Origin of the sequence: Streptomyces sp. R302, from assembly GCF_012927245.1 — a bacterium.
Lineage (GTDB): Bacteria > Actinomycetota > Actinomycetes > Streptomycetales > Streptomycetaceae > Streptomyces.
Map to the genome: position 1 here is coordinate 55,733 of NZ_JABBGE010000012.1, position 22,368 is coordinate 78,100.

The following is a 22,368-nucleotide window of genomic DNA, read 5'->3' on the forward strand; positions in this document are numbered from 1 at the left end:
GGCGTCGATCTTCGAACCCCTACCGGCGGGGAATGCCCCGCACGGGTGAGCGGCAGGTCACCCTCCTTGACCGGGCGGGTCAGTCGCCGGTGGCGCCGTCGATCCGTTCGCGGAGGAGGTCGGCGTGCCCGTTGTGCCGCGCGTACTCCTCGATCATGTGGAGGTAGATCCAGCGCAGGTTGAACAGCTCGCCGCTGCGGTGGACGCCGGCTCCGAGGTCGTCCAGGGACCGCCCGGCCGCGACCTCGCGGGCGTGGGCGATCTCGCCCTGCCAGGTGGCGTACGCCTCCGCGTAGGTGTCCTCCTCGGTGGCGTGGATGTCCCGGTCGTAGTCCTCGTCGGTGGCGTACAGCCAGGCGGTCTCCTCACCGGCGAGGACTTTGCGGAACCAGCCGCGTTCGACCTCGGCCATGTGCCGGACGAGGCCGAGGAGGTTGAGGTCGGAGGGCGGGGCGGAGGCGGTGCGCAACTGCTCGTCGGTGAGGCCGGCGCACTTCGTCGCCAGGGTCGCACGGTGGTAGTCGAGCCACTGCTCCAGGGCCTGGCGCTCGTCCGCGGTGGTGGAGGGTTCGACGCGCTCGGGTGCTGCCGTGTGATCGATGGTCATACGAGGAATCGTGGCGGAGGCGCGCGGCGGCGCGCCAGCGCTTTCAGTGCGACGGACCGGTGAGCATGCCGCGCAGCAGCTCGTCGAAGCCGGTCCGCAGTTCCTCGCGGCCGGGCACGGCGGAGTGGAAGGAGCCGGCGGCGCAGGAGAACATCAGCCCCTCGCACCAGGCGATCACCGAGAGGGCGTGCCGCTCCGGGGTCGGCGAGCCGGCGCCGCGCATCATCGCGATCACCGGGCCGTGGAAGGCGGCTCCGGCGCGGTCGAAGAAGCCGCGCAGCTCGGGACGGCGGGTCGCCTCCAGGGCCAGCTCGTAGCGGGAGACGAGCAGGGAGCGGTGGTCGGTCAGATAGCGGTGCAGGGCGAGCGCGAGGGTGTCCGCGAGGAGCTCGGGGCTCGCGCCCGGCGCCGGCAGCTCGTCCGGGGCGAGGACCCGCGCCTCGCGCTCGGCCTGGCGGCGGACGGCCGTCTCCAGGAGGGCCTGGCGGGTGCGCGCGTGGTTGGAGGTGGAGCCCTGCGGGAGTCCGGCCCGCTCGTCGACCGCGCGGTGGGTGAGCCCGCGCATGCCGCGCTCCACCAGCAGGTCGAGGGCCGCGTCGCCGATCCGCTCCGCGCGGGTCCGCGCGGGTTCCGGGGCGGGGGCGGGGGCGGGGGCGGGGGAGTGCGCGGTCATGGGGACCAACCTAGGACATGGGGCGAACCCTCCGACCGGCCGACGGTACGGCCCTCCGACCGGCTGGAAGGTGCGGCCCTCCGAGGGCCCGAGGGCGCGGCCCTCCGACGTGCCCGAAGGTGCGGGCCCTCCTGCGGCCCGAAGGTGCGGCCCCCCGACGGCCTGAGGGTGCGGCCCTCCGAGGGTCCGAGGGTACGGCCCTCCGACCGGCTGGAAGGTGCGGCCCTCCGAGGGCCCGAGGGCGCGGCCCCCGACGGCCTGAAGGTACGGGCCCCCGAGGGCGCGAAGGCGCGGCCCCCCGACGGCGCGAAGGCGCGGCCCCCCGACGGCCCGAGGGCGCGGCCCCCGACGGCCCGAAGGCACGGGCCCGCCGAGGGTCCGAGGGCGCGACCCCTTCACCCTTCCCGCCCTGCCCGCCCTCCCTGCCTTCCCTCGTGACTACAGCCGTAGTACGGTCATGGCATCTGCCTACTACAGCTGTAGTTCGCGGCTTCCGCGGCCGTGGCGCAGCCGTCGCACCGAGGGAGTAGTCATGACACAGCACCGCGCCGTCGTTCTGGGAGCGGGTATCGGCGGCCTCACCGCGGCCGTCGGCCTCCACCGGCGGGGGTGGGACGTCACCGTCCTGGAACGCGCCGCCGACCTCGCCCCCGTCGGCGCCGGGATCGGCCTCGCCCCCAACGCCCTGCGCGCCCTCGACACCCTCGGCCTCGGCGACCGCGTCCGCGACCTCGCCGCCTGGCAGGGCGACGGCGGGATGCGCTCCCCGGACGGCCGCTGGCTCGCCCGCACCGACGCCCGCGCCGCCGCCGAGCGCTTCGGCGACCCCCTCGTCCTCCTCCACCGCGCCACCCTCGTCGAGATCCTCGCCTCCGCCCTCCCGGCGGACGCGATCCGCACCGGCGCGCCCGCCGCCCTCGCCCACCCCGGCGACGCCCGGACCCCGGCCCGCGTCACCACCCCCGACGGCGAACTGGAGGCCGAACTCGCCGTCGCCGCCGACAGCATCCGCTCCGCCGCCCGGGCGACCCTCTTCCCCGGCCACCCGGGACCGCGCTACTCCGGCTGCACCACCTGGCGGATCGTCATCCCCGCCCCCGCCCGCCCCTTCGCCCCGCACGAGACCTGGGGCCGCGGCCGCCTCTGGGGCACCCAGCCCCTCAAGGACGGCCGGATCTACTCCTACGCCATGGCCGCCGCGCCCGCCGGGTCCCACGCCCCCGACGGCGAACTCGCCGAACTCCGCAGGCTCTTCGGCGACTGGCACCACCCGGTGCCCGAGATCCTCGCCGCCGCCGACCCGGAGCGGGTGCTGCGCCACGACGTCCACCACCTCACCGACCCGCTGCCCGCCTTCCACCAGGGCCGTACCGCGCTCCTCGGCGACGCGGCGCACGCGATGATGCCCAGCCTCGGACAGGGCGGGAACCAGGCCGTCGAGGACGCCGTCGTCCTCGCCCACCACGCCCGCGTCCCGGCCGCCTTCGACCCGGGCCGGGACCTCGCCGCGTACACCGCCGACCGGCTGCCCCGCACCACCGCCCTGGTCCGCAAGGCGGCCCGCACCGGCGCCCTCACCCTCGTGTCGGCCCGCCCGGCCGTCGCCCTGCGCGACACGCTCGTGCGGACCGTCTCCCGCTTCGGCCCCGGTTTCGTCCTGCGCGGCTTCGACGGCATCGCCGACTGGCGGCCCCCGGTCGCGGAGCCCTCCCGCGTAAGCTGACCGGCGCGAACGGCCTCCGTACCACGGGCCGTCGGACCACCGCAGAGGGAGAGACCCCGTGAAGATCGGCTGCATCGGACTCGGCGACATCGCGCAGAAGGCGTACCTGCCCGTCCTCGCCACCCTCCCCGGGGTCGAACTCCACCTCCAGACCCGCACGGCGGCCACCCTGGACCGCGTCGCCGACACCTTCCACGTGCCGGCCGCCCGCCGCCACCGGGACCTCGACGGGCTGCTCGCCGCCGGAATCGACGCGGCCTTCGTGCACGCCTCCACCGCCGCCCACCCCGAGATCGCCGGCCGCCTCCTCGACGCCGGCGTCCCCACCTACGTCGACAAGCCGCTCGCCTACGAGTACGCCGAATCCGAGCGGATCGTCGAGCTCGCCGAGAAGCGCGGCGTCTCCCTCGCCGTCGGCTTCAACCGGCGCCTCGCCCCCGGCTACGCCCAGTGCCTCGACCACCCGCGCGAGCTGATCCTGATGCAGAAGAACCGCATCGGGCTCCCCGAGGACCCGCGCACCCTCGTCCTCGACGACTTCATCCACGTCGTCGACACGCTCCGCTTCCTCCTCCCCGGCGAGGCCGACCACATCGACGTCCGGGCCCGGATCCGCGACGGCCTCATGCACCACGTGGTGCTCCAGCTCTCCGGCGACGGCTTCACCGCCATCGGCATGATGAACCGGATGAACGGCTCCACCGAGGAGGTCCTGGAGGTCTCCGGACAGGACACCAAGCGCCAGGTCCTGAACCTCGCCGAGGTCGTCGACCACAAGGGCCAGCCGAGCGTCCGCCGCCGCGGCGACTGGGTCCCGGTGGCCCGCCAGCGGGGCATCGAACAGGCCGTCCACGCCTTCCTCGACGCCGTCCGCGACGGCACCCTCCTCAGCGCCCGCGACGCGCTGCTCACCCACGCCCTGTGCGAGCGCGTCGTCCGGGACGCCCTGGAGCAGGCCTCCTGAGCGCCCCGGCGCCCGCCGCCGCGCACACCGCGCCGACCACGAGGCAGGCGCCGTAGAGCGGCCAGTCGCCCCAGCGGACGTACGCCGTCGTCGTCCCCGACAGCGGCAGTTCGCGGACGACGGCGGTGCTCGCGTCCGTGCCGACGGGCGGTCCCACCCGCAGGCCGTCGGGGCCGTACGCGGCGCTGACCCCGGTCAGCGTCGCGTGCACCACCGGACGGCCGGTCTCCGCCGCCCGCAGCGCCGCGAGGGAGGCGTGCTGCGCGGGCGCCCAGCTGCCCTGGAAGGTGCTGGTCGAGGACTGGACGACGATCACGTCGGCGCCGTCCCGGGCGAGCCGCCGGCCCATGTCGGGGAACGCGGACTCGAAGCAGACCAGCGGCCCGACCGCCGGCCGCCCCGCACCGGGCAGCTCCATCACCACCGGCGCCTTCCCCCGCCGCCGGTCCTCCTCGGCCGCCTTGCCCACGGCGGTCGCCCAGCCGAGCAGCTCCCGGGCCGGCACGTACTCGCCGAACGGCACGAGCCGCATCTTGTCGTACCGGTCACCGGTCGGTCGGTCCGGCGCGAAGAGCAGCGCGCTCTTGTAGATGCCGGGGCGGTCCGCCCGGCGCGCGTCCACGTTCACCAGGAGCGGCGCGTCGACCGTCCGCGCCAGCGCGGTCAGCCGGGCGGTCAGCGCGGGATCGCCGGCCGGATCCCGGCCCACCCCGCTCTCGCCCCACACCACCAGGTCGAGCCGCTGCCCGGCGAGGCCGCGCGTCAGCTCCGCGGCCCGGTCGAGGCGCCGCTCCGCGCCCTCCGGCCCGCCGTGCACCCCCGGCTGCACCATCGCCACCCGCACCGCGCCGGACGGGCGCGGCGGCGCCACGCCCCACGCCGCCGTCCCCGCCACCAGGGCGCACGCGGCGAGCCCCGCCACCCCCACCGCCCGCAGCCCCGGCACGGCGAGCAGCAGCACCACCGCCGTGTTCACCGCCACCACCAGGAGGCTCACCAGCCACACGCCGCCCACCGAGGCGAGCCGCAGCGCCGCCGGCACCTCCCACTGGCTCGCGCCCAGCAGCCCCCACGGACCGCCGAGCCCCTCCCACGACCGCACCAGTTCGATCAGGAGCCACCCCGACGGCACCGCGCACAGCGCCACGGCGGCCCGCGCCGGAGTCGGCACCCCGCCGAGCAGCGCCCGTACGAGCACACCCCACGGCGCCCACAGCAGCCCCAGGAGCACCGCCATCACCAGCAGGAACACATGGACGCTCGGCAGCAGCCAGTGGTGCACGGCCAGCAGGAAGCCGACGCCCCCGCACCACCCGTCCAGGGCCGCCCGGCGCGCCCCCGGAGCCGTACGCACGAGGAGCAGCCACGGCGCCAGGCAGACGTACGCCCACCACCACAGGCCCGGCGCGGGGAAGGCGAGCGCCGGCAGCGCGCCGCAGCCGACGGCGAGCAGCGACCGCACCGGCCTCACGCGCCCCAGGGGCTTCCGCATGGTGTGCCTCCCGCCCGTCGCCTCCAGTCTGCGCCCGGTTACGGCAGCCGGCGCCAGCGCTCCTCCACGACGACCGAGCGCAGCCGCCAGCCGTCGGCGGTGCGGCGGGCCGTGAAGGCGTACCGGCCGCCGCAGACGAAGTCGTCGCCGGAGGCCGTCCGCATCGGGTTGACGTAGTCGGCGCGGATCTCGGCCGCGTCGCCGGTCTCGGCGTAGCCGCCGGGCCGGTGCAGCGTCACCCGGCGGTTGACGATCAGGTGCTGGCGTACGGGGAAGAGGGTCATGGTCGCCGCCAGCCAGTCGGCGACCTCGGCGGCGGGCCCCTCGATGCCGCCGGAGCCGGAGTAGTCGGCGCGCCCGTCCGGGGTGAAGAGGGCGCGGTAGCCGGGCCAGTCGGCGTCGTCCACGGCCGCCGCGTACCCGGTGACCAGGTCGTCGACGGCGAGCCGGTCCATCACGATCGCGAGGTCCACGCGCTGCGTCATCGCCTCAGTGTCGGGCAGCGGGCGCACGGCGCCAAGAGGCGTGCGCCCCCCTGTCCGGGGCCCCGGTCATACTGGCCGGATGCGCATCGACGTCGACCCCGCTCTGACCGACCCCACCGCCGTCTACCGGCTGCTGACCGCGACGGTCGTCCCCCGGCCGATCGCCTGGGTCTCCACCCGCTCCGCCGACGGCACGGACAACCTCGCCCCGCACTCCTTCTTCACCATCGCCTCGGTGAACCCGCCGGTCGTGCAGTTCACCTCCGTCGGCCGGAAGGACTCGCTGCGCAATGTGGAGGAGACCGGCGAGTTCGTGGTGAACCTCGCCCCCGAGGGGCTCTTCGAGCAGATCAACGCGACGGCGACGGACTTCCCGCGCGGCACGAGCGAGTTCGACGCCTGCGGGGTGGAGCGCGAGCCGGGCCGCCGGGTGAAGGCGCCCCGGGTGGCCGCCTCTCCGGTGGCCCTGGAGTGCGAGCTGCACAGCACGCTCCGGATCGGGGACTCGACCGTGGTCTTCGGCCGTGTCGTGCACGTCGCCGTCGACGAGGCGTTCCTGGACGACGGTCACCCCGAGATCACCCGGATGCGCCCGCTGACCCGGCTCGGGAAGAACGAGTGGGGCACCCTCGGCGGCGTCAGGGAGATCGCCCGGGTCCCCTACCAGGGCTGAGGAACGCGAGGGGGCGGGCCCCGCGCCTCGCGGGACCCGCCCCCGGCGGAATCGTCTCTCCCGGGACCTCAGTCGCCGGACTCGCCCGCGTGCGGGCTGAGGACGTCCGTGCCGACCAGGACGAACAGCAGGATGCCCAGCGCGATCCGGTAGTAGACGAACGGCATGAAGGACTTCGTGGTGATGAACTTCATGAACCAGGCGATCACCGCGTAGCCCACGCCGAAGGCGACGATCGTCGCGAAGATCGTCGGACCCCAGGAGACGTGACCGCCCTCGGTCGCGTCCTTCAGCTCGAAGACACCGGAGGCGAGCACGGCGGGGACCGCCAGGAGGAACGAGTAGCGGGCGGCGGACTCACGGGTGTAGCCCATCAGCAGACCGCCGGAGATCGTCGCGCCCGAGCGGGAGACGCCCGGGATGAGTGCCATCGCCTGGCAGACGCCGTAGATCAGGCCGTCGCGGACGCCGAGGTCCTTGAGCGTCTTGCGCTCCCGGACCACCCGGTGGCGGCCGCCGAGCTCGTCGCGGGCGGCGAGCCGGTCGGCGATGCCGAGGACGATACCCATCACGATCAGCGTGGTGGCGATGAGCCGCAGGTCGCGGAAGGGGCCCTCGATCTGGTCCTTGAGCGTGAGGCCGAGGACGCCGATCGGGAGGGAGCCGACGATCACCAGCCAGCCCATCTGGGCGTCGTGGTCGGAGCGCATCGACTTGTCCGCCAGCGAGCGGAACCATGCCGAGACGATCCTGCCGATGTCCTTGCGGAAGTAGATCAGGACGGCGGTCTCCGTGCCGATCTGCGTGATCGCCGTGAAGGCCGCGCCCGGGTCCTCCCAGCCGGCGAAGGCGGCGGTGAGCCGGAGGTGCGCGCTGGAGGAGATGGGAAGGAACTCCGTCAGCCCCTGGACGAGTCCGAGGATGAACGATTCGAACCAACTCATGGGGCTTGGGCCGTCCCGTATGTACGTGTGCGGTCAGAAGGTCGAGCGCAGCGTACCGCCCCAAGGTGACGTGCTCGTGATCAGGCGGCGTCGGCCGTCGCGGGCGCGGTCACGGACTCCGCCACGGGCGCGTTCGCGGGTGTGGCCGGCCGCCGCAGGGCGTGCCGCTTCCGCCAGGCGACCACCGCCGCGGTGAGCCCCGACACCACGATGAACCCGGCCGAGAACAGGAACGCCGGAGAGCCGGGCTCGCCCGCCCGCGCGCCGGCCACCACGTACGCCGCCGTGTTCGGCACCGTGCCGATCGCCGTCGCCACCAGGAACGGCACGTACCCCATCCGCGAGACCGCCGCGCAGTAGTTGGCCGCGGCGAACGGCACGCCGGGGAAGAGCCGGATCGCCAGCATCGAGCGGAAGCCGTGCCGGCTCAGCTGCCCGTCCGCCGCCCGCAGCCAGCGCCCCTTGAGCAGCGGCCGCAGCGCGTCCTGCCCGAGCACCCGGCCCAGCGTGAACGAGATCCCGGCGCCGAGCACCGTCCCCGCCACCGCCGCCGTCAGCCCGTACGCGGAACCGAAGAGCGCCCCCGCCGCGAGGTTCAGCACCGGGCGCGGCACGAACGCCGCCGTGCACAGCCCGTACGCCAGACCGAACAGCAGCACCGCGTCCGCGCCGGCCGCCCGCGGCCACCCCGAGGCCAGCAGGCGCTGCGGCTCGTACACCACGACCAGCGCGCCGGCGGTCAGCAGGACGAGCGCGAGCAGCGCGAGACGCGACCGGGGCGCGAGCAGGGCCCGGGAGCAGCGGACGGCGAACGGGTCCGTCGGCCGGGGCACGGGAGCGAGCATCCCGGGAGAGTAACGGAGACCTCCGTATGATCGCCGTAATGTGCGCCATGTCCGACCCCGGCCGCCGCCCGCCCGACCCCGGGCGGCCGGGACAGCCTTCGTACGACGTCCCCGAACCGCGCCCGTACGCCGTCCCCGACAGCGAGCTCGCCGACACCGTCCTCGGCCGGCTCACCACGGTCTACCCCGCCGCCGGGAACCCCTTCCGGGCGCAGGAGATGGTCGCGTACATGAAGGGCGTGGCACCCTTCCTCGGCATCCGGACGCCGGAGCGCCGGGCCCTGGCCCGCACCGTCCTCGACGGCATCCCGCGCCCCGGCGAGGACGACTGCGCGGCCGTCGCCCTGCGCTGCTTCGCCCTCCCCGAGCGCGAGTACCACTACTTCGCCGTCGACTACCTGCGCCGCCACGTGAAGCGGTGCTCGTCCGGCTTCCTGCCCGTCGCCCGGCGGCTCGTGACCACGGTCTCCTGGTGGGACACCGTCGACCACCTCGCCGCCCACGTCGTCGGCGGACTCGTCGCCGCCGACCCGGCGCTCGGCGCCGAGATGGACCGGTGGATCGACGACGAGGACCTGTGGATCGCCCGCACCGCCCTCCTCCACCAGCTGCGCTTCAAGGAGGACACGGACGCCGAACGGCTCTTCGCGTACTGTCTGCGGCGCGCCGCCGACACCGACTTCTTCCTGCGCAAGGCCATCGGCTGGAGCCTGCGCGAGTACGCCAAGACCGCTCCGGGCGAGGTGCGTGCCTTCGTCGCCGACAACCGCTCCCTCCTCTCCCCGCTCTCCGTCCGCGAGGCCCTCAAGCACCTGTGACCCGCCCCCTGCCGGGAATCCCGCCGGGCGGCTGCGCGAGTCTGCCGGGGTGCCGGTGTGGCGCGAGCATGATCCGTGCGGGAGGACAATGAAGGGGTGAACGAGCAGATTCCCGTCCTGCGCCAGGTCGACCACGGCACCGCGCGCCTCATGCCCGACGTGGACCGGGAGCGGGCCTGGCTGCTCACCGTCGACGGGGCGCCGCAGTCGTACGTCGACCTCGACGAGCCCGGCCACCTGGAGTTCGAGTACGCCCGCCGGCTCGGGCACGTGGTCGACGTGACCGCCGACGAGGGGGCGCCGCTGGACGTCCTCCACCTCGGCGGCGGCGCGCTCTCGCTGCCCAGGTACGTCTCCGTCACCCGGCCCGGCTCGCGCCAGGACGTCGTCGAGGCCGACGGCGGGCTCGTCGCGCTGGTCGCCGAGCACCTGCCGCTGCCGGACGGCTCCGGCATCTCCGTGCACACCGCCGACGCGCGCGCCTGGCTGGAGGCGGCGCCCACCGCCTCCGCCGACCTGATCGTCGGCGACGTCTTCGGCGGCTCGCGCGTCCCCGCGCACCTGACCTCGCTCACGTACGCCCGCGAGGTCCGGCGGGCGCTGCGCCCGGGCGGGACCTACGCGGCCAACCTCGCCGACGGGGCGCCGTTCGACTTCCTCCGGGGCCAGCTCGCCACCTTCGCGGCGGTCTTCCCCGAGCTCGCGCTGATCGCCGAGCCGGCGGTGCTGCGCGGCCGGCGGTTCGGGAACGCGGTCCTGGTCGCCTCCGACGAGCCCCTCGACGTGCCCGGGCTCACCCGCAGGGCGGCCGCGGACGCCTTCCCCGCGCGCGTGGAGCACGGGGAGGCGCTGGCGCGGTTCACCGGGGACGCGGCCCCGGTCGGCGACGCCGAGGCCGTCGGGTCACCCGTGCCGCCCGAGGGCGCCTTCGGCATCGGCTGACGCGCCCTGCGCCGGCACGCTCCCACCGGCCGCGGCGGCCCCCTCCTGGTGCGGACGCCGCGTCAGGTTGCGGACGTCGGGGACCAGCAGGACGAGCGCCGTGACCAGGATCATCAGCGCCGCCGCGCCCCACAGCGAGGCCGTCCGGCCGAAGGCCGTCTCGGACGGCCCGGCGAGGGCGGTCGTCAGGGGCAGCAGCGCGGTGGAGCCGAACCAGTCGTAGGCGGAGACCCGGGACAGCTTCTCCTCCGGGATCTCCTGGTGCAGCGTCGTCATCCAGGAGACGCCGAAGATCTCCATCGCCACACCGCTGGCGAACATCACCAGCGTGAGCCCGATCGCGGGCAGCGGGACGGCGAGCGCCGCCGAGGGCAGCGCGATCGGGAAGACGCCGAGGGTGCCGACGAGGAGCATCCGGCGCGGCTTCCACCGGGTCATCAGGACGGCTCCGGCGACCGTGCCCACGCCGTACCCCGCGAGCGCGATGCCCCAGGGGCGGGCGCCGCCGAGCTCGTCGCGGGCGACCAGCGGTCCGTACACCGACTCGACCGCGCCGATGAGCCCGACGACGACGGAGAACTGGGCGACGATCGACCACAGCCACGGTCGGCCGACGAACTCCTGCCAGCCCTCGCGCAGATCGGAGAGGAGCCCGCCGCCGGGCTTGCGCTCGGGGATGCCGCTGACGTCCAGGAAGGCCCGCAGGGCGGCCGCCACGGCGAAGGCGGCGGCGTCGACGGCGAGGACCCAGCCGGCGCCGACGAAGGCGACGAGCGCGCCGCCGAGCGCGGCGCCGCCGATGCCCGCGCCGTGCATCGCCATCCGGTAGAAGGCGAAGGCCCGGCTCGCCTGCTCGCCCGAGACGCTGGACATGAGCATGCCCTCGGCCGCCGGGTTGAAGAAGGCCTGCCCGGCGCCGCAGAGCCCGGTGAGCACCATCATCTGCCAGATCTCGGCGGTGCCGGAGAGGACCAGCGCCGCGAAGACCGCCTGGGAGACGAAGTTCATCGTGTTCGCGGCGACCATCACGCGGTGCCGGGGGAAGCGGTCGGCCACCGCGCCGCCTATGAGCAGGAAGAGCACGAGCGGCAGGAAGCGCGCCATCGCGACGAGGCCCACGTCGCCCGCGTCGCCGCCGGACTCGAAGACGGCCCAGGTGGTGGCGATCAGGGCGCCGTTCGCACCGAGGCTCGTCACGATGGTGGCGGCGGTGAGCAGCACGTAGTTGCGTCCGGCCCAGGCGGGGCGGCGGGTGGTGCGAGGGGAGGCGGAGCGTTTCGTCACCGGGGGACTATCCCCGCCGCCTCCCCTTCCTGCCAAACCGGTTTCTGCCGAATCTGCCACACCGGTCTCTGCCGAACCGGATGCGTCCTCGTCGGACGCTCAGGAGCTCGGGGTGAGGCGGACCGTGGAGAGGATCTTCCGCATCGTCGCGTCCGGGAGCTCGTCCTTAACGCCGTCCGCCGCGTAGAGCACGAAGGTCGAGAGGTCGTTCTTGGCGTTGAGGAAGCTGAACGCCATCGACTTGCCGTCGGTCTCGCACTTGTTGCGCTTCGTCACGCCGGGGGCGACGGCCGTGGCCATGCTCCCCTTGAGACCGGACTCCGTGGTGTACGGGACGGGCGTGCTGATCTTGATGGTCTTCTCCGGCATGTGCTGGGCGAACGCCGCCCACACCCACATGCCGGCCTGGCCGCGCGCGGCGGAGGCGGCGTCCTTGGCGCCCTGGGCGCCCTTGGTGCCGGCGCCCGCGAGTCCCGAGTACTCGGGGCTGCCGTTCTTGTCCGAGTCGAAGGCGCACCACTTGCTCTTGAGGTCGGCGGGCCCGGACATGACGACGAGCGGGCTGCCGTCGCCCTTCTTCGTGTCCTCGAAGCCCACCCTCATGGTCGGCTTGCCGACCTCCCACTCCGGTGGCACGTCGAAGAGCGTGCCGTACGAGGGGTTGTGGACGACCTTCCAGCCGGGGATCGTCGGCTGGTACTCCTCGCCGGCGCCGCGCGGGTTCTCGATCTCGGAGGTCGGCGCCTCCGGGGGCTCGCTCGACGCGGTCGCGGGGGAGGAGGGGGCCGAGGAGCTCGCCGCCGGCTTCTCGGCGACGTCCTTCCCGCCCTCGTCCTCGCCCAGGACGAGGAAGGCGGTCACGCCGCCCGCGACGACCACGGCCGTGGCGGCGACGATGGCGATGAGCGTGGTCCGCTTCCGGCCGCCGCCGCCCGGGCCCTGCGGCGGGACCGGTCCGGGCACCTGGTACTGCGGCACGGTCGGCTGCTGGTACGGGTTGGGCTGCGCGTATCCCTGCTGCGGGTACTGCGGGTAGCCGCCCTGCTGCGGGAATCCCGGCTGCGTCGGCTGCTGGTACGGGTTCGGCTGCTGGTACCCCGGCTGCTGGTACGGGTTCTGGTTCTGGTCCTGCGGGTTCTGCTCGCCCCCGGGCGGCTGCTGTCCTGGCCACATGGGCCGTAACGATAGAGGGGTGGCGCGGGCCCGGCCACGCCCGGCCCCGCCCCGGCGGCCCCGCGGGCAGTCGCGCTCCGGTCCGCGAAGGCATGGCCAAGACTTCTACTCACGGGTAACATCACGGCTCATGAGCGCAGACCAGAAGTCCGTCGGCGAGATGCTCGCCGCCACGGTCCCCATGGCCGGAACCCTCAACCTGGAGTTCCTGGAGACCACCGCCGAGCGCGCCGTCGTGCGCCTGCCCGACCAGCCCGCCTACCACAACCACGTGGGCGGCCCGCACGCCGGCGCGATGTTCACCCTCGCCGAGTCCGCCAGCGGCGCCATCGTCCTCGCCGCCTTCGGCGACCAGCTCGGCCGCGCCGTGCCGCTCGCCGTCAACGCGGAGATCGCGTACAAGAAGCTCGCCATGGGCGTCGTCACCGCGACCGCCACCCTCGGCCGCCCGATCGCCGACGTCGTCGCCGAACTCGACGCCGGAGAGCGCCCCGAGTTCCCCGTCCGCATCGACATCACCCGCGAGGACGGCGCCGTCACCGGCGAGATGACCGTCCTCTGGACGCTGAGGCCCAACGCCCCCGGCAAGTGAGCCGCCGGTAGGGACCGCCTCCCCGCCCCCGCACCCTCCCTTCGGGTGCGGGGGCGGCCGCGTCCCGGGGCAGCGCCCCGGAAGCGGCGGGCCCGTCCCGCACACTGTGGGCCCGTCCCGCACACTGCGGGCGCGGGCTAGACCGGCGGGCGTCCGGCCGTCCGCCCCGAGGGGCCGCCGATGCCGGACGAGCCGAGACCTTCCGATTCCGCCCGTCCCGCCGCCGTCGACCACTCCGACCGGCCCGATCAGCCCGATCAGCCCGATCAGCCCGACCGTTCCGAACCGGGCCGCCACGGGTGCGCGTCGAGCCATCGGTGCCTCGTACGCCCCATCCGCCGCCTCGGGCGCCCCCGCCACCGGCGGCGCGTCGGCGCCCGCCGCGCCCGCCGCGTCCGGCGCGCCGGGACCGGGCCACGCGCGCGTGCGGGACGGCCGGGGGCGGTTGTCGCGGCGGGCGGTGCTGGCGGCGACCGCCCCGGCGTCGACGTCCCCCAGGTCTACCTCGGCGGCTCGCCCGACCCGGCCGCGCGCGGCATCGACCAGCCCCGCTCCCTCCTCGCCGGCTACCGGCGGCTCGAACGGCCGCGGGGGAGCGGCGCCGCGTCACCGTCCACCTCACCGCCCGCACCCTCTCCTCCTGGTCCACCGCGGTCGGCGGCTTCGTCCTCGGCGCCGGGCGGCGGTCCCCGCGCGTCGCCGGGTCGGCCGCGGACCCCGGGCTCCGGGCCACGGTCGAGGTCCGTTCGGGCCGACCGGGTAGGCTGCCCCGGCGTGCCCGACGCGGGGCGCGCCACCGCAGCGGCCCGCGACCGGGGCCGGGCCGGACCAACGGGAGGAACCCGCGTTGCACGTCCAGGAGTGGCTGGAGACGATCCCGGCCGTCGCCATCTACGCGCTGGTGGGGGTGGTGATCGGACTGGAGAGCCTGGGCATCCCGCTCCCCGGCGAGATCGTCCTCGTCAGCTCGGCCCTGCTCGCCTCGCAGCACGGCGACATCAACCCGTGGGTGCTCGGCGGCTGCGCCACCGCCGGCGCGATCATCGGCGACTCGATCGGGTACGCCATCGGCCGGAAGGGCGGTCGGCCGCTGCTCGCCTGGCTCGGCGGGAAGTTCCCCAAGCACTTCGGCGAGGCGAACATCGCGCTCGCCGAGCGCTCCTTCCAGAAGTGGGGCATGTGGGCGGTCTTCTTCGGCCGCTTCATCGCCCTGCTGCGGATCTTCGCAGGCCCGCTGGCGGGCGTCCTGAAGATGCCGTACTGGAAGTTCCTCGTCGCCAACGTCTTCGGCGGCATCCTCTGGGCGGGCGGCACGACCGCCGTCATCTACTCCGTCGGCATCGTCGCCGAGGCGTGGCTGAAGCGGTTCTCCTGGCTGGGCCTGGTGCTCGCCGTCCTCATCGGCGTCACCTCGATGCTCGTCATCAAGAACCGTGCCAAGAAGGCCGCCGCAGAGGCGCAGCGACAGCAGCGCGAGCCGGATTCGGATTCGGAGCCGGAGTCGGACGCTCCGCGGGAGCCGGTCGCGGCGGAGTGAGCGCGCGGCGCGTCCGTACGTGACGGAGGGCGGCACCCGGGAGCGTTCCGGGCGCCGCCCTCCGTCACGTAGGCGAGTGTCGGGGGAAGCGCGGGATCAGTCCTCGTACGCCTCGGCGTGCGTCTTGGCCAGGTGGAGGTACATCTCGGCGTTCAGCCGGATGCCGGCCTGCTCCTCCTCGGTCAGCGCGCGGCGGACCTTCGCGGGGACGCCGGCGACCAGCGAGCCGGGCGGCACCTCCATGCCCTGCGGCACCAGGGCCTGCGCCGCGATGAGCGAGCCCGCGCCGATCCGGGCGCCGTTGAGCACGGTCGCGCCCATGCCGACGAGGACGTCGTCCTCGATGACGCAGCCGTGGACGGTGGCGTTGTGCCCGATCGTGACGCGGTCGCCGATCGAGACGGGGAAGCCGGGGTCGACGTGGACGGTGCAGTTGTCCTGGACGTTGGAGTCCTCGCCGACGGTGATGGGACCGCAGTCGGCGCGCAGCACCGCGTGGTACCAGATCCCGGCGCGCGCCCCGAGCGTCACCTCGCCGAGCACCACCGAGGTCGGGGCCGTGAAGGCGGTCGGGTCGACGACCGGCTCCTTGCCGCCGACGGCCTTGATCAACGCCTCTGCCATGGGGTCTCACTCCTGGGGGTCCGTACGGCCCGTGCGGCCGTGGTGGTGTCGCGCCATCCGGTGTTCTGCCCGCACCCTATGCCGGGCCCATGACGGACATCACAGGGGACGGCGCTGATCGGCTCCGACGCCGCCGACTACGGTGTCGGGGTGCCCAAAAACGGAAACACGTTCTCATCCCTGACCGCCTGGCGGCGCCGGGTCGTCGCCCACGCCCTCCAGGGCGGCCTGCGCTGGGCGCAGCAGGCGGGCGCGGTGACGGCGGAGCACCCCGGGCGGCTGCGCTTCCGGCGGCTCGGCGAGGGCACCCGGCTCGCCTTCCCGCAGGGCACGGTCTTCGGCGAGCGGTGGATCGAGATCGGCGCGTGCTGCATCATCGCCGAGCAGGTGACCCTGACCGCCGGGATGCTGCCGGGGCTCGACCTCGGCACGGAGACGGTGCTGACCCTCGGCGACGGTGTCGTCCTCGGCCGCGGCAGCCACGTCATCGCCGACACGACGATCACCATCGGCTCGGACACCTACTGCGGTCCGTACGTCTACATCACGTCGACGAACCACAGCTACGACGATCCGCACGAGCCCATCGGCCGCCAGTGGCCCCGCTCCGAGCCGGTCTCGATCGGCCCCGGCTGCTGGCTGGGCACCGGGGCGGTGATCCTGCCGGGCGCGCGGATCGGCCGGAACGTCGTCGTCGCGGCCGGCGCGGTGGTCCGCGGCGAGGTGCCCGACCACTCGGTGGTGGCGGGCGCCCCGGCCAGGGTCGTACGCCGCTGGGATCCGGAGCGGGGCTGGCAGCCGCCGCTGCGCACGCCGGCCCCGAGGCCGATACCGGAGGACGTCACCTCCGAGCAGCTGGCGGCCCTCGCGGCCTGGGAGATCGAGCAGGAGCAGGCCGAGGCCCCGTCGTCCTGAGTCGACGCCCGCTGCTCAGGCGCCCGTGAGCCGACGCCCGCGGGGCAGCCCCCCCCTGCGGTGCCCTCTGCGGGGCACCCCCCTGCGGTGCACCCCCCCGCGGGTCAGCCCCCCCGCGGGTCAGCCGCCCGCGATGAGGACCGTGCCGACGAGCGCGAGTCCCGCACCCGCCGCCTGGACGGCGCGGAGTCGCTCGCGGAGCATGCCGAACGCGGCGAGCGCGGTCACCACCGGGTAGAAGGTGGCGAGCACGGCGGCCACCAGGACCGGACCGCGCTGCGCCGCGATGGCGTACGTGCCGTTGGCGGCGACGTCGGCCAGACCCACGAAGGCGAGCGCCGGAAGCGCGCCGCGGATCACCCCGAAGCCCTCCTCGGGCAGCGCCCGGCCGCCGCGCCGCACGGAGAGGTACAGCGCGCCGCCGCCGACGGCGACGTTGGTGACGCGCTGCACGAAGAGCGCGAGGAAGAGGCCGGTGACCGTGGTCGACGCCTCGGCGATGAGCGCCATGACCGCACCGAAGCCGAAGGCGGCGAAGAGCGTGAGGACGACGGCCTGACGCCGGACGGGAGCGCCGCGCAGCTCGGGGCCGCCGGCGAGGACGATGCCCACGATCGCGGCGACGATGCCGCCGACCTGGAACAGGCCGGGCCGGTCGCCCAGGACGAGGCCCACGGTGACGGGGACGACCACGCCGAGCGAGCCGAGCGGCGAGACGACGCCCATCGGGCCGAGCGCGAGGGCCTTGTAGAAGGCGAGCATCGCGGCGGGGCCGACGACGCCCGCGGCGACTGCGTACCAGAGCTCGGGGCCCGCCTCGGTCCAGGCGCCCGTCGCGGCGACGACCGCGCCGAGGACGAGGACGGCGAGGACCTGCGAGACCACGACGACGGTGAGGGCCGGGAGGCGCCGGGTGAGCAGTCCGCCCCCGAAGTCGGCGAGGCCCCAGAGGAGGGCGGTGGCCAGGGCGAACACGGCGGTCATGGGGGTCCTCGCAGGCGGGTACGGGCGGGCCGGGGCAGTACAGTGCAGTGCACGATCGGGTGCGCTGCACCGTAGTGCAGTCTATTGGACTCTTCCATCGAGAATATTGGACGGAATGTGTCGGACCTCGACCAGCTGACCCAGTCGCTCGCCCGTAACCTCAAGCGCTGGCGCAACGAACGGGGCTTCACCCTGGACGCGCTCGCCGCCCGCTCCGGCGTCAGCCGCGGCATGATCATCCAGATCGAGCAGGCCAGGACCAACCCGAGCGTCGGCACCACCGTGAAGCTGGCCGACGCCCTCGGCGTCTCCCTCACCACCCTCCTCGACCACGAGCAGGGCACCCACGTCCGGCTCGTGCCGCCGGAGCAGGCCGTCCGCATGTGGTCCACCCCGGCCGGCAGCCACACCACCCTGCTCGTCGGCACCGAGGCCCGCGGCCCGCTGGAACTCTGGTCCTGGTCCCTCGTGTCCGGCGACGGCAGCTCCTCCGACCCGCACCCGCAGGGCACCACCGAGCTGCTCCACGTCACCGCCGGCGTGCTCACCCTCGTCGTCGACGGCGTCGAGCACACCGTCCCCGCCGGCACCTCCGCCGTCTTCGAGGCCTCGGCCCCGCACACGTACCGCAACGACGGCGACGAGACCGTCGAGCTGACCATGGCCGTCTCGGTGCCGCCCGTACGCTGAGACGGCCGCCCGTACGCCGAGACGGCGGGCCGGGCGCCGGGCGGGAGCCGCTAGCGTGGCGCGCATGCGCGCACCCATCGGAGACTTCGACGACGCCCTGCCCGCCCCCGACCGCCCGGACCTCCTCACGCCGCCCGTCGCCGCGGCCGTGCGCGCCTGGACCGGACCGGTGCCCGCCGAGCAGATCCTCTACGTCGACACCGACCCGGCCATCGCCGACACCGCCGTCTTCGTCGAGCACCACGGCCCGGCCCTCCTCGACGCGTCCGCGAACTGCGTCGTCGTGGCGGGGAAGCGCGGCGAGACGACGACGCTCGCCGCGTGCCTGGTGAAGTCCGCCCACCGCGTCGACGTCAACGGCGTCGTCCGCAAGCACCTGGGCGCCCGCAAGGTGAGCTTCGCGCCGATGGAGACCGCCACCGGCGACAGCGGCATGGAGTACGGCGGCATCACCCCCGTCGGCCTCCCCGCCGCGTGGCCCCTCCTCGTGGACGCCGCCGTCGTCGACACCCCCTGGGTGCTCGTCGGCAGCGGCCGCCGCCGGGGAAAGCTCATCCTCCCGGGCAAGGCCTTCGCCCAGCTGCCGAACGCCGTCGTCCTGGAGGGGCTCGGCCGGCCCGTGGAGTGACGGCCCGGGCGGCGGGCCGTCCGTGACCCGCCGTCCGTGACCCGCCGTCCGTGACCCGCCGTCCGTGACGCGCCGTCCGTGACGCGGTGTCAGCCCAGGCGCGGGATCTCGATCGCCGGGCAGCGGTCCATCACCATGTCCAGGCCCGCCTCCGTCGTGCGGGCGTACGCCGCCTCGTCGACGACGCCGAGCTGGAACCAGACCGCCTTCGCGCCGGCCTCCCGCGCCTCGTCGGCGACCGCGCCCGCCAGGGAGCTGTTGACGAAGACGTCCACGACGTCGACCGGGAACGGGATCTCGGCGAGGGAGGCGTAGCCCCGCTCCCCGTGGACCGTCTCCGCCTTCGGGTGGACCGGCACGATCCGCTTGCCGAAGCGCTGGAGCACGGCCGCCACCCCGTACGCGGCGCGCTCCCGGTTCGCGGAGAGGCCCACGATCGCCCAGGTGTCGCCCGTGCCCGTCAGGATCCGGCGGACGGTCTCCTCCTCGGAGCGCTCCGCAGCCTCGGTGATCGTGGTGTCGACGCTCATCCCTGATGCCTTCCTTCGTTCGTTCGTTCCGTACGGGCCTTCCCCCGGTACGAACCCGCCGCGGCCCCGGATCCTTCCCGTGCCGGACCCGGCGGTGGGCGCGGTGGGCGCGGTGGGGGCCTCAGCCGTCCCAGGCGCGCCGTTCGTCCTCCCGGGGGGCCAGGACCAGGGACGGACGGCCCGGGCCGAAGGCCATCACCGGCCGCTCCGCGTCCCACGCCCGCCACCCCGGATCGCCTTCCGCCGCGAACGCCACCCAGGCCGCGTGCATCGCCGCCGCCAGCGCGCGCGGCGCGTCCGGCCCCGTCATCGCCCGCGCCTCCGGGGTGTCCAGGGTGTCGAAGACGAAGCCGAGCTCCAGGGCGTGGCAGGCGCCGAGGCCGAGCACCGGCGACGGCCAGCCGAACTCGTACACGTACGTCCGTCCCGCCGCCCCCGACCGCAGCCGCGCGTCGGCGAGCCGGTTGAGCGGCACCCGCAGCAGCTTGTCGGTGGCCAGCGCGCCCAGGATCTCGCCGGGCCTGGCCTGCGGCCGGTTCGCCCGGTAGACCCGCGCCGTACGCGACGGCACCCGCGACTTCCACAGCGCGAGCCGCAGCGTCGGCGCCGACAGCCGCTCCACGAGGCCGCTCGGCACGAACCAGAGCCGGTACTCCTCCGATGTCGTCCCCAGCAGCAGGTCGACCTCGCCGGACGCCACGCCCGGCCCGCCGTCGCCGAGCAGGGCCTCCGCCGGATCGCGCGGCAGCACGTCGCCGTCGACCACGAGCTGGAAGGAGTGGCCGCCGCCGGTGAGCGGCGAGCCCTTCGCCGTCACCTCCGTCTGCGCCGTCAGCAGCCGCTCCCGGTCCACCGCGGCGAACGCCTCCGCCGTCGCCGGGACCCCGAGCCGCTTCGCCACGGCCTCGGTCGTCCGCCGCGCCCGCGCCACCGGCAGCGCCATGGGCGCCCCGCTCTGCACGACCGCCCGCCGGAACAGCCCGTGCGCGAGCGGCGAGGCGAGCAGCGCCGCGATCGAGATCGCGCCCGCCGACTCCCCGAAGACCGTCACCCGCGCCGGATCGCCCCCGAAGGCCGCGACGTTCTCCCGCACCCAGGTGAGCGCGGCGAGCTGGTCGCGCAGACCGAGGTTGGCCGGCGCGTCGGGGAAGACCCCGAACCCCTCCACGCCGAGCCGGTAGTTGACGGAGACGAGGACCACGCCGTCGCGGGCGAACGCGGCGCCGTCGTAGACGGGGACGGCGTTGGAGCCGTGGATCAGCGAACCGCCGTGGATCCACACCATCACCGGCCGGCCGCCCCGCCCGGTGCCGGACGCGGTGTCCCAGGGCGCCCAGACGTTGACGTTGAGGCAGTCGTCGCCCTCGACCGCCGGGTCCGGCAACAGCGCGTCCAGCGGTGGCGCGTAGGGCCGCTTCGGCGCGGTCGGCCCGAACTCCGTCGCCGACCGCACCCCCTCCCACGGCTCCACCGGCTCCGGCGCCCGGAACCGCAGCGGCCCGAACGGCGGCCGCGCGTACGGCACGCCCAGGAAGCGGGCCACCCCGCCGGCCACGAACGCGCCCCGCACCCGCCCGGCGGCGAGCGCCGCCTCGGGCGCCGTCACGGCCGGGGTTCCACGAGGGCGCGCTTGAGGACCTTGCCGGTCGGGCCCAGGGGCAGGGCGTCGACGAAGCGGACGAGGCGCGGGTACTTGTGGCGGCCGAGCCGCTCCCGCGCCCAGTCGACGAGCTCCTCCTCCGCGACGGGACCCGCGCCCTCGCGCCGGACCACCACCGCGCACACCTCCTCGCCCTTGGCCTCGTCGGGCACGCCGATCACGGCGACCTCGGACACCGACGGGTGACGGACCAGGACCTCCTCCACCTCGCGCGGATAGATGTTGAACCCGCCCCGGATCACCAGGTCCTTCTTCCGGTCCACGATCCGCAGGAAGCCGTCCTCGTCGCGGACGCCCAGATCGCCGGTGCGGAACCAGCCGTCCACGACCGCCGCCGCCGTCGCCGCGGGATCGTCGAGATAGCCGGCGAAGACGTTGTGCCCGCGCACCACGATCTCGCCGACCGCGCCGTCCGGCAGCAGCCGGATCGCGTCCTCGGCCGCCGCGTCGGCCACCCCGACCTCCACGCCCCACACCGGATGCCCCACCGTGCCCGGCCGCCGCCCCAGGTGCGGCTGGTTGAACGTCGCCACCGGCGCGGTCTCCGTCAGCCCGTACCCCTCCAGGACCGGCGTCCGGAAGGCCTCCTCGAAACGCTCCAGGACCGCGACCGGCAGCGCCGCGCCCCCGGAGACCGCCGCCCGCAGCGCCTCAGGACGCCGGTCGGAGGAGGCCGCCGCCTCCACCAGCGCGTGGTACATCGTCGGCACGCCCATGAACACCGTCACGCCCTCGTCGGCGAGCACGTCGAGCGCCGCGGGGCCGCTGAACCTCGGCAGCAGCACCAGCGTGGCGCCCTGCCGCAGCGTCCCGTTCATCGCGCACGTCTGCCCGTAGCTGTGGAAGAGCGGCAGACAGCCGAGGACGACGTCGTCCGCGCCGAGACCGAGCAGGTCCTGCGAGGTGACGGACGCGTTCATGACGATGTTGAGATGGGTGAGGCAGGCGCCCTTGGGGCGGCCCGTGGTGCCGCTCGTGTAGAGGATCACCGCCGTGTCGGACGGCTCGGCGGGCTCCGCCGCCGCCAGCGGCTCCGGCGCCGACGGCCCGCCCTGGAAGGCCCGCACCCCGGCCGCCCGCGCCGCCTCGTCGGCGACCGCCCACAGCGGCCCGCCGCTCACGATCGCCGTCGCCCCGCTGTGTTCCAGGACGTATCGCACCTCGTCGGCGACGAGCAGCGCGTGCACCGGCACGACGGTGGCGCCGGCGGCGAGCGCGCCGTAGTAGACGCGCAGGAACTCGACGGTGTTCGGCAGCAGCACCGCCACCCGGTCGCCCGGCTTCACCCCCGCCTCCCGCAGCCCGGCCGCGCAGCGCAGCGCCCCGTCCCACAGCTCGCGGTAGGTGAACCGGCTCGCGCCCTCGACGACGGCGATCCGGTCGGGGAAGTGACGGGCGGACTCGCCCAGGACGCCGGCGACGCTCAGTGACATGACACGCTCCCAAGACGTGGAGTTGACGGCGATGTCAACATTCCGTGACACGGCACAGAATCGATCGCCGGACCACCCCCACACCATGTGCAGACGCACACCATGCGGCGATCCGGGCTGGGCATCGGCCACCCGGCCGCCGCCCGGGCGTG

At 74.8% G+C, this 22,368-nt stretch carries 23 protein-coding genes; 10 read left to right on the top strand and 13 right to left on the bottom strand.

What is annotated here, in order from left to right:
* Positions 1-79: 79 nt before the first annotated feature.
* Both HHL19_RS31150 and HHL19_RS31155 read right to left on the bottom strand, forming a co-directional pair.
* On the bottom strand, positions 80-607 hold the full coding sequence (locus HHL19_RS31150) for a DinB family protein (protein ID WP_169093736.1): 528 nt from the start codon (positions 605-607) through the stop codon (positions 80-82).
* Between the two features lie 43 nt (positions 608-650).
* Complete coding sequence (locus HHL19_RS31155; protein WP_169093737.1) at positions 651-1,280, bottom strand: TetR/AcrR family transcriptional regulator; 630 nt, start codon at positions 1,278-1,280, stop codon at positions 651-653.
* 532 nt (positions 1,281-1,812) lie between these two features.
* On the opposite strand from HHL19_RS31155, the gene HHL19_RS31160 reads away from it, so the two are divergent.
* Together HHL19_RS31160 and HHL19_RS31165 are read left to right on the top strand one after the other, a co-directional pair.
* Complete coding sequence (locus tag HHL19_RS31160) at positions 1,813-3,003, top strand: FAD-dependent monooxygenase (RefSeq protein ID WP_169093738.1); 1,191 nt, start codon at positions 1,813-1,815, stop codon at positions 3,001-3,003.
* A gap of 58 nt (positions 3,004-3,061) precedes the next feature.
* Positions 3,062-3,967: a Gfo/Idh/MocA family oxidoreductase gene (locus tag HHL19_RS31165; RefSeq protein ID WP_169093739.1), complete on the top strand. Its 906-nt coding sequence runs from the start codon at positions 3,062-3,064 to the stop codon at positions 3,965-3,967.
* Here the strand turns inward: HHL19_RS31165 and lnt are convergent.
* Entirely contained in the window at positions 3,912-5,459 is a 1,548-nt protein-coding gene (gene lnt / locus HHL19_RS31170) for an apolipoprotein N-acyltransferase (RefSeq protein ID WP_169093740.1), read from the bottom strand. The genes HHL19_RS31165 and lnt overlap by 56 nt on opposite strands.
* Before the next feature lie 38 nt (positions 5,460-5,497).
* Complete coding sequence (locus tag HHL19_RS31175; protein WP_169093741.1) at positions 5,498-5,944, bottom strand: nuclear transport factor 2 family protein; 447 nt, start codon at positions 5,942-5,944, stop codon at positions 5,498-5,500.
* A 79-nt stretch (positions 5,945-6,023) separates the two neighbouring features.
* Here HHL19_RS31175 and HHL19_RS31180 point away from each other — a divergent pair, with 79 nt between their 5' ends.
* Entirely contained in the window at positions 6,024-6,617 is a 594-nt protein-coding gene (locus HHL19_RS31180; protein WP_169093742.1) for a flavin reductase family protein, read from the top strand.
* Positions 6,618-6,685: 68 nt separating this feature from the next.
* Here HHL19_RS31180 and HHL19_RS31185 read toward each other — a convergent pair whose 3' ends face one another.
* Positions 6,686-7,561, bottom strand: coding sequence for an undecaprenyl-diphosphate phosphatase (locus tag HHL19_RS31185; RefSeq protein WP_169093743.1), 876 nt, complete (start codon positions 7,559-7,561; stop codon positions 6,686-6,688).
* 80 nt (positions 7,562-7,641) lie between these two features.
* Entirely contained in the window at positions 7,642-8,406 is a 765-nt protein-coding gene (locus tag HHL19_RS31190) for a TVP38/TMEM64 family protein (RefSeq protein WP_169093744.1), read from the bottom strand.
* 26 nt (positions 8,407-8,432) lie between these two features.
* Between HHL19_RS31190 and HHL19_RS31195 the strand changes: the two genes are divergently transcribed.
* Positions 8,433-9,224: a DNA alkylation repair protein gene (locus HHL19_RS31195; RefSeq protein WP_240981995.1), complete on the top strand. Its 792-nt coding sequence runs from the start codon at positions 8,433-8,435 to the stop codon at positions 9,222-9,224.
* Positions 9,225-9,320: 96 nt separating this feature from the next.
* Positions 9,321-10,166: a fused MFS/spermidine synthase gene (locus HHL19_RS31200; protein WP_169093745.1), complete on the top strand. Its 846-nt coding sequence runs from the start codon at positions 9,321-9,323 to the stop codon at positions 10,164-10,166.
* On the opposite strand, the gene HHL19_RS31205 is transcribed toward HHL19_RS31200, so the two are convergent.
* Both HHL19_RS31205 and HHL19_RS31210 read right to left on the bottom strand, forming a co-directional pair.
* On the bottom strand, positions 10,128-11,450 hold the full coding sequence (locus tag HHL19_RS31205; RefSeq protein ID WP_169093746.1) for an MFS transporter: 1,323 nt from the start codon (positions 11,448-11,450) through the stop codon (positions 10,128-10,130). The genes HHL19_RS31200 and HHL19_RS31205 overlap by 39 nt on opposite strands.
* 99 nt (positions 11,451-11,549) lie before the next feature.
* Positions 11,550-12,623: a hypothetical protein gene (locus HHL19_RS31210; RefSeq protein ID WP_169093747.1), complete on the bottom strand. Its 1,074-nt coding sequence runs from the start codon at positions 12,621-12,623 to the stop codon at positions 11,550-11,552.
* Between the two features lie 130 nt (positions 12,624-12,753).
* On the opposite strand from HHL19_RS31210, the gene HHL19_RS31215 reads away from it, so the two are divergent.
* A complete protein-coding gene (locus HHL19_RS31215) occupies positions 12,754-13,215 on the top strand; it encodes a DUF4442 domain-containing protein (protein WP_169093748.1) in 462 nt (153 codons plus the stop codon).
* Between the two features lie 847 nt (positions 13,216-14,062).
* The gene (locus tag HHL19_RS31220; RefSeq protein ID WP_240981996.1) at positions 14,063-14,752 is read left to right on the top strand and encodes a DedA family protein; all 690 of its coding nucleotides are present in this window, start codon (positions 14,063-14,065) and stop codon (positions 14,750-14,752) included.
* Between the two features lie 96 nt (positions 14,753-14,848).
* Here the strand turns inward: HHL19_RS31220 and HHL19_RS31225 are convergent, their stop codons facing one another.
* Positions 14,849-15,376, bottom strand: coding sequence for a gamma carbonic anhydrase family protein (locus HHL19_RS31225; RefSeq protein WP_169093749.1), 528 nt, complete (start codon positions 15,374-15,376; stop codon positions 14,849-14,851).
* A gap of 150 nt (positions 15,377-15,526) precedes the next feature.
* Between HHL19_RS31225 and HHL19_RS31230 the strand changes: the two genes are divergently transcribed.
* Positions 15,527-16,291, top strand: coding sequence for an acyltransferase (locus HHL19_RS31230; protein ID WP_169093750.1), 765 nt, complete (start codon positions 15,527-15,529; stop codon positions 16,289-16,291).
* A gap of 120 nt (positions 16,292-16,411) precedes the next feature.
* Here the strand turns inward: HHL19_RS31230 and HHL19_RS31235 are convergent, their stop codons facing one another.
* Entirely contained in the window at positions 16,412-17,275 is an 864-nt protein-coding gene (locus HHL19_RS31235) for a DMT family transporter (protein WP_169093751.1), read from the bottom strand.
* Between the two features lie 117 nt (positions 17,276-17,392).
* On the opposite strand from HHL19_RS31235, the gene HHL19_RS31240 reads away from it, so the two are divergent.
* On the top strand, positions 17,393-17,965 hold the full coding sequence (locus tag HHL19_RS31240; RefSeq protein ID WP_169093752.1) for an XRE family transcriptional regulator: 573 nt from the start codon (positions 17,393-17,395) through the stop codon (positions 17,963-17,965).
* A 64-nt stretch (positions 17,966-18,029) separates the two neighbouring features.
* On the top strand, positions 18,030-18,593 hold the full coding sequence (locus HHL19_RS31245; protein WP_169093753.1) for a YbaK/EbsC family protein: 564 nt from the start codon (positions 18,030-18,032) through the stop codon (positions 18,591-18,593).
* Positions 18,594-18,682: 89 nt separating this feature from the next.
* Here HHL19_RS31245 and HHL19_RS31250 read toward each other — a convergent pair whose 3' ends face one another.
* The 3 genes from HHL19_RS31250 to HHL19_RS31260 all read right to left on the bottom strand — a co-directional run bounded on the left by HHL19_RS31250 (position 18,683) and on the right by HHL19_RS31260 (position 22,216).
* A complete protein-coding gene (locus HHL19_RS31250; RefSeq protein ID WP_169093754.1) occupies positions 18,683-19,123 on the bottom strand; it encodes a CoA-binding protein in 441 nt (146 codons plus the stop codon).
* 121 nt (positions 19,124-19,244) lie between these two features.
* Positions 19,245-20,729 carry a carboxylesterase family protein gene (locus HHL19_RS31255; protein WP_169093755.1) on the bottom strand — a complete coding sequence of 495 codons (1,485 nt, stop codon included), beginning with the start codon at positions 20,727-20,729 and terminating at the stop codon, positions 19,245-19,247.
* Positions 20,726-22,216, bottom strand: coding sequence for a long-chain fatty acid--CoA ligase (locus tag HHL19_RS31260; RefSeq protein ID WP_169093756.1), 1,491 nt, complete (start codon positions 22,214-22,216; stop codon positions 20,726-20,728). The genes HHL19_RS31255 and HHL19_RS31260 overlap by 4 nt, the downstream gene beginning before the upstream one ends.
* Between the last annotated feature and the right edge of the window lie 152 nt (positions 22,217-22,368).

Excerpts from the sequence above, each read along its gene's own strand:
- HHL19_RS31150 (WP_169093736.1), bottom strand. The coding sequence starts at position 607 with ATGACCATCGATCACACGGCAGCACCCGAGCGCGTCGAACCCTCCACC.
- HHL19_RS31155 (WP_169093737.1), bottom strand. The coding sequence starts at position 1,280 with ATGACCGCGCACTCCCCCGCCCCCGCCCCCGCCCCCGCCCCGGAACCC.
- HHL19_RS31160 (WP_169093738.1), top strand. The coding sequence starts at position 1,813 with ATGACACAGCACCGCGCCGTCGTTCTGGGAGCGGGTATCGGCGGCCTC.
- lnt (WP_169093740.1), bottom strand. The coding sequence starts at position 5,459 with ATGCGGAAGCCCCTGGGGCGCGTGAGGCCGGTGCGGTCGCTGCTCGCC.
- HHL19_RS31175 (WP_169093741.1), bottom strand. The coding sequence starts at position 5,944 with ATGACGCAGCGCGTGGACCTCGCGATCGTGATGGACCGGCTCGCCGTC.
- HHL19_RS31180 (WP_169093742.1), top strand. The coding sequence starts at position 6,024 with ATGCGCATCGACGTCGACCCCGCTCTGACCGACCCCACCGCCGTCTAC.
- HHL19_RS31185 (WP_169093743.1), bottom strand. The coding sequence starts at position 7,561 with ATGAGTTGGTTCGAATCGTTCATCCTCGGACTCGTCCAGGGGCTGACG.
- HHL19_RS31190 (WP_169093744.1), bottom strand. The coding sequence starts at position 8,406 with ATGCTCGCTCCCGTGCCCCGGCCGACGGACCCGTTCGCCGTCCGCTGC.
- HHL19_RS31195 (WP_240981995.1), top strand. The coding sequence starts at position 8,433 with ATGATCGCCGTAATGTGCGCCATGTCCGACCCCGGCCGCCGCCCGCCC.
- HHL19_RS31210 (WP_169093747.1), bottom strand. The coding sequence starts at position 12,623 with ATGTGGCCAGGACAGCAGCCGCCCGGGGGCGAGCAGAACCCGCAGGAC.
- HHL19_RS31215 (WP_169093748.1), top strand. The coding sequence starts at position 12,754 with ATGAGCGCAGACCAGAAGTCCGTCGGCGAGATGCTCGCCGCCACGGTC.
- HHL19_RS31225 (WP_169093749.1), bottom strand. The coding sequence starts at position 15,376 with ATGGCAGAGGCGTTGATCAAGGCCGTCGGCGGCAAGGAGCCGGTCGTC.
- HHL19_RS31235 (WP_169093751.1), bottom strand. The coding sequence starts at position 17,275 with ATGACCGCCGTGTTCGCCCTGGCCACCGCCCTCCTCTGGGGCCTCGCC.
- HHL19_RS31245 (WP_169093753.1), top strand. The coding sequence starts at position 18,030 with ATGCGCGCACCCATCGGAGACTTCGACGACGCCCTGCCCGCCCCCGAC.
- HHL19_RS31250 (WP_169093754.1), bottom strand. The coding sequence starts at position 19,123 with ATGAGCGTCGACACCACGATCACCGAGGCTGCGGAGCGCTCCGAGGAG.
- HHL19_RS31260 (WP_169093756.1), bottom strand. The coding sequence starts at position 22,216 with ATGTCACTGAGCGTCGCCGGCGTCCTGGGCGAGTCCGCCCGTCACTTC.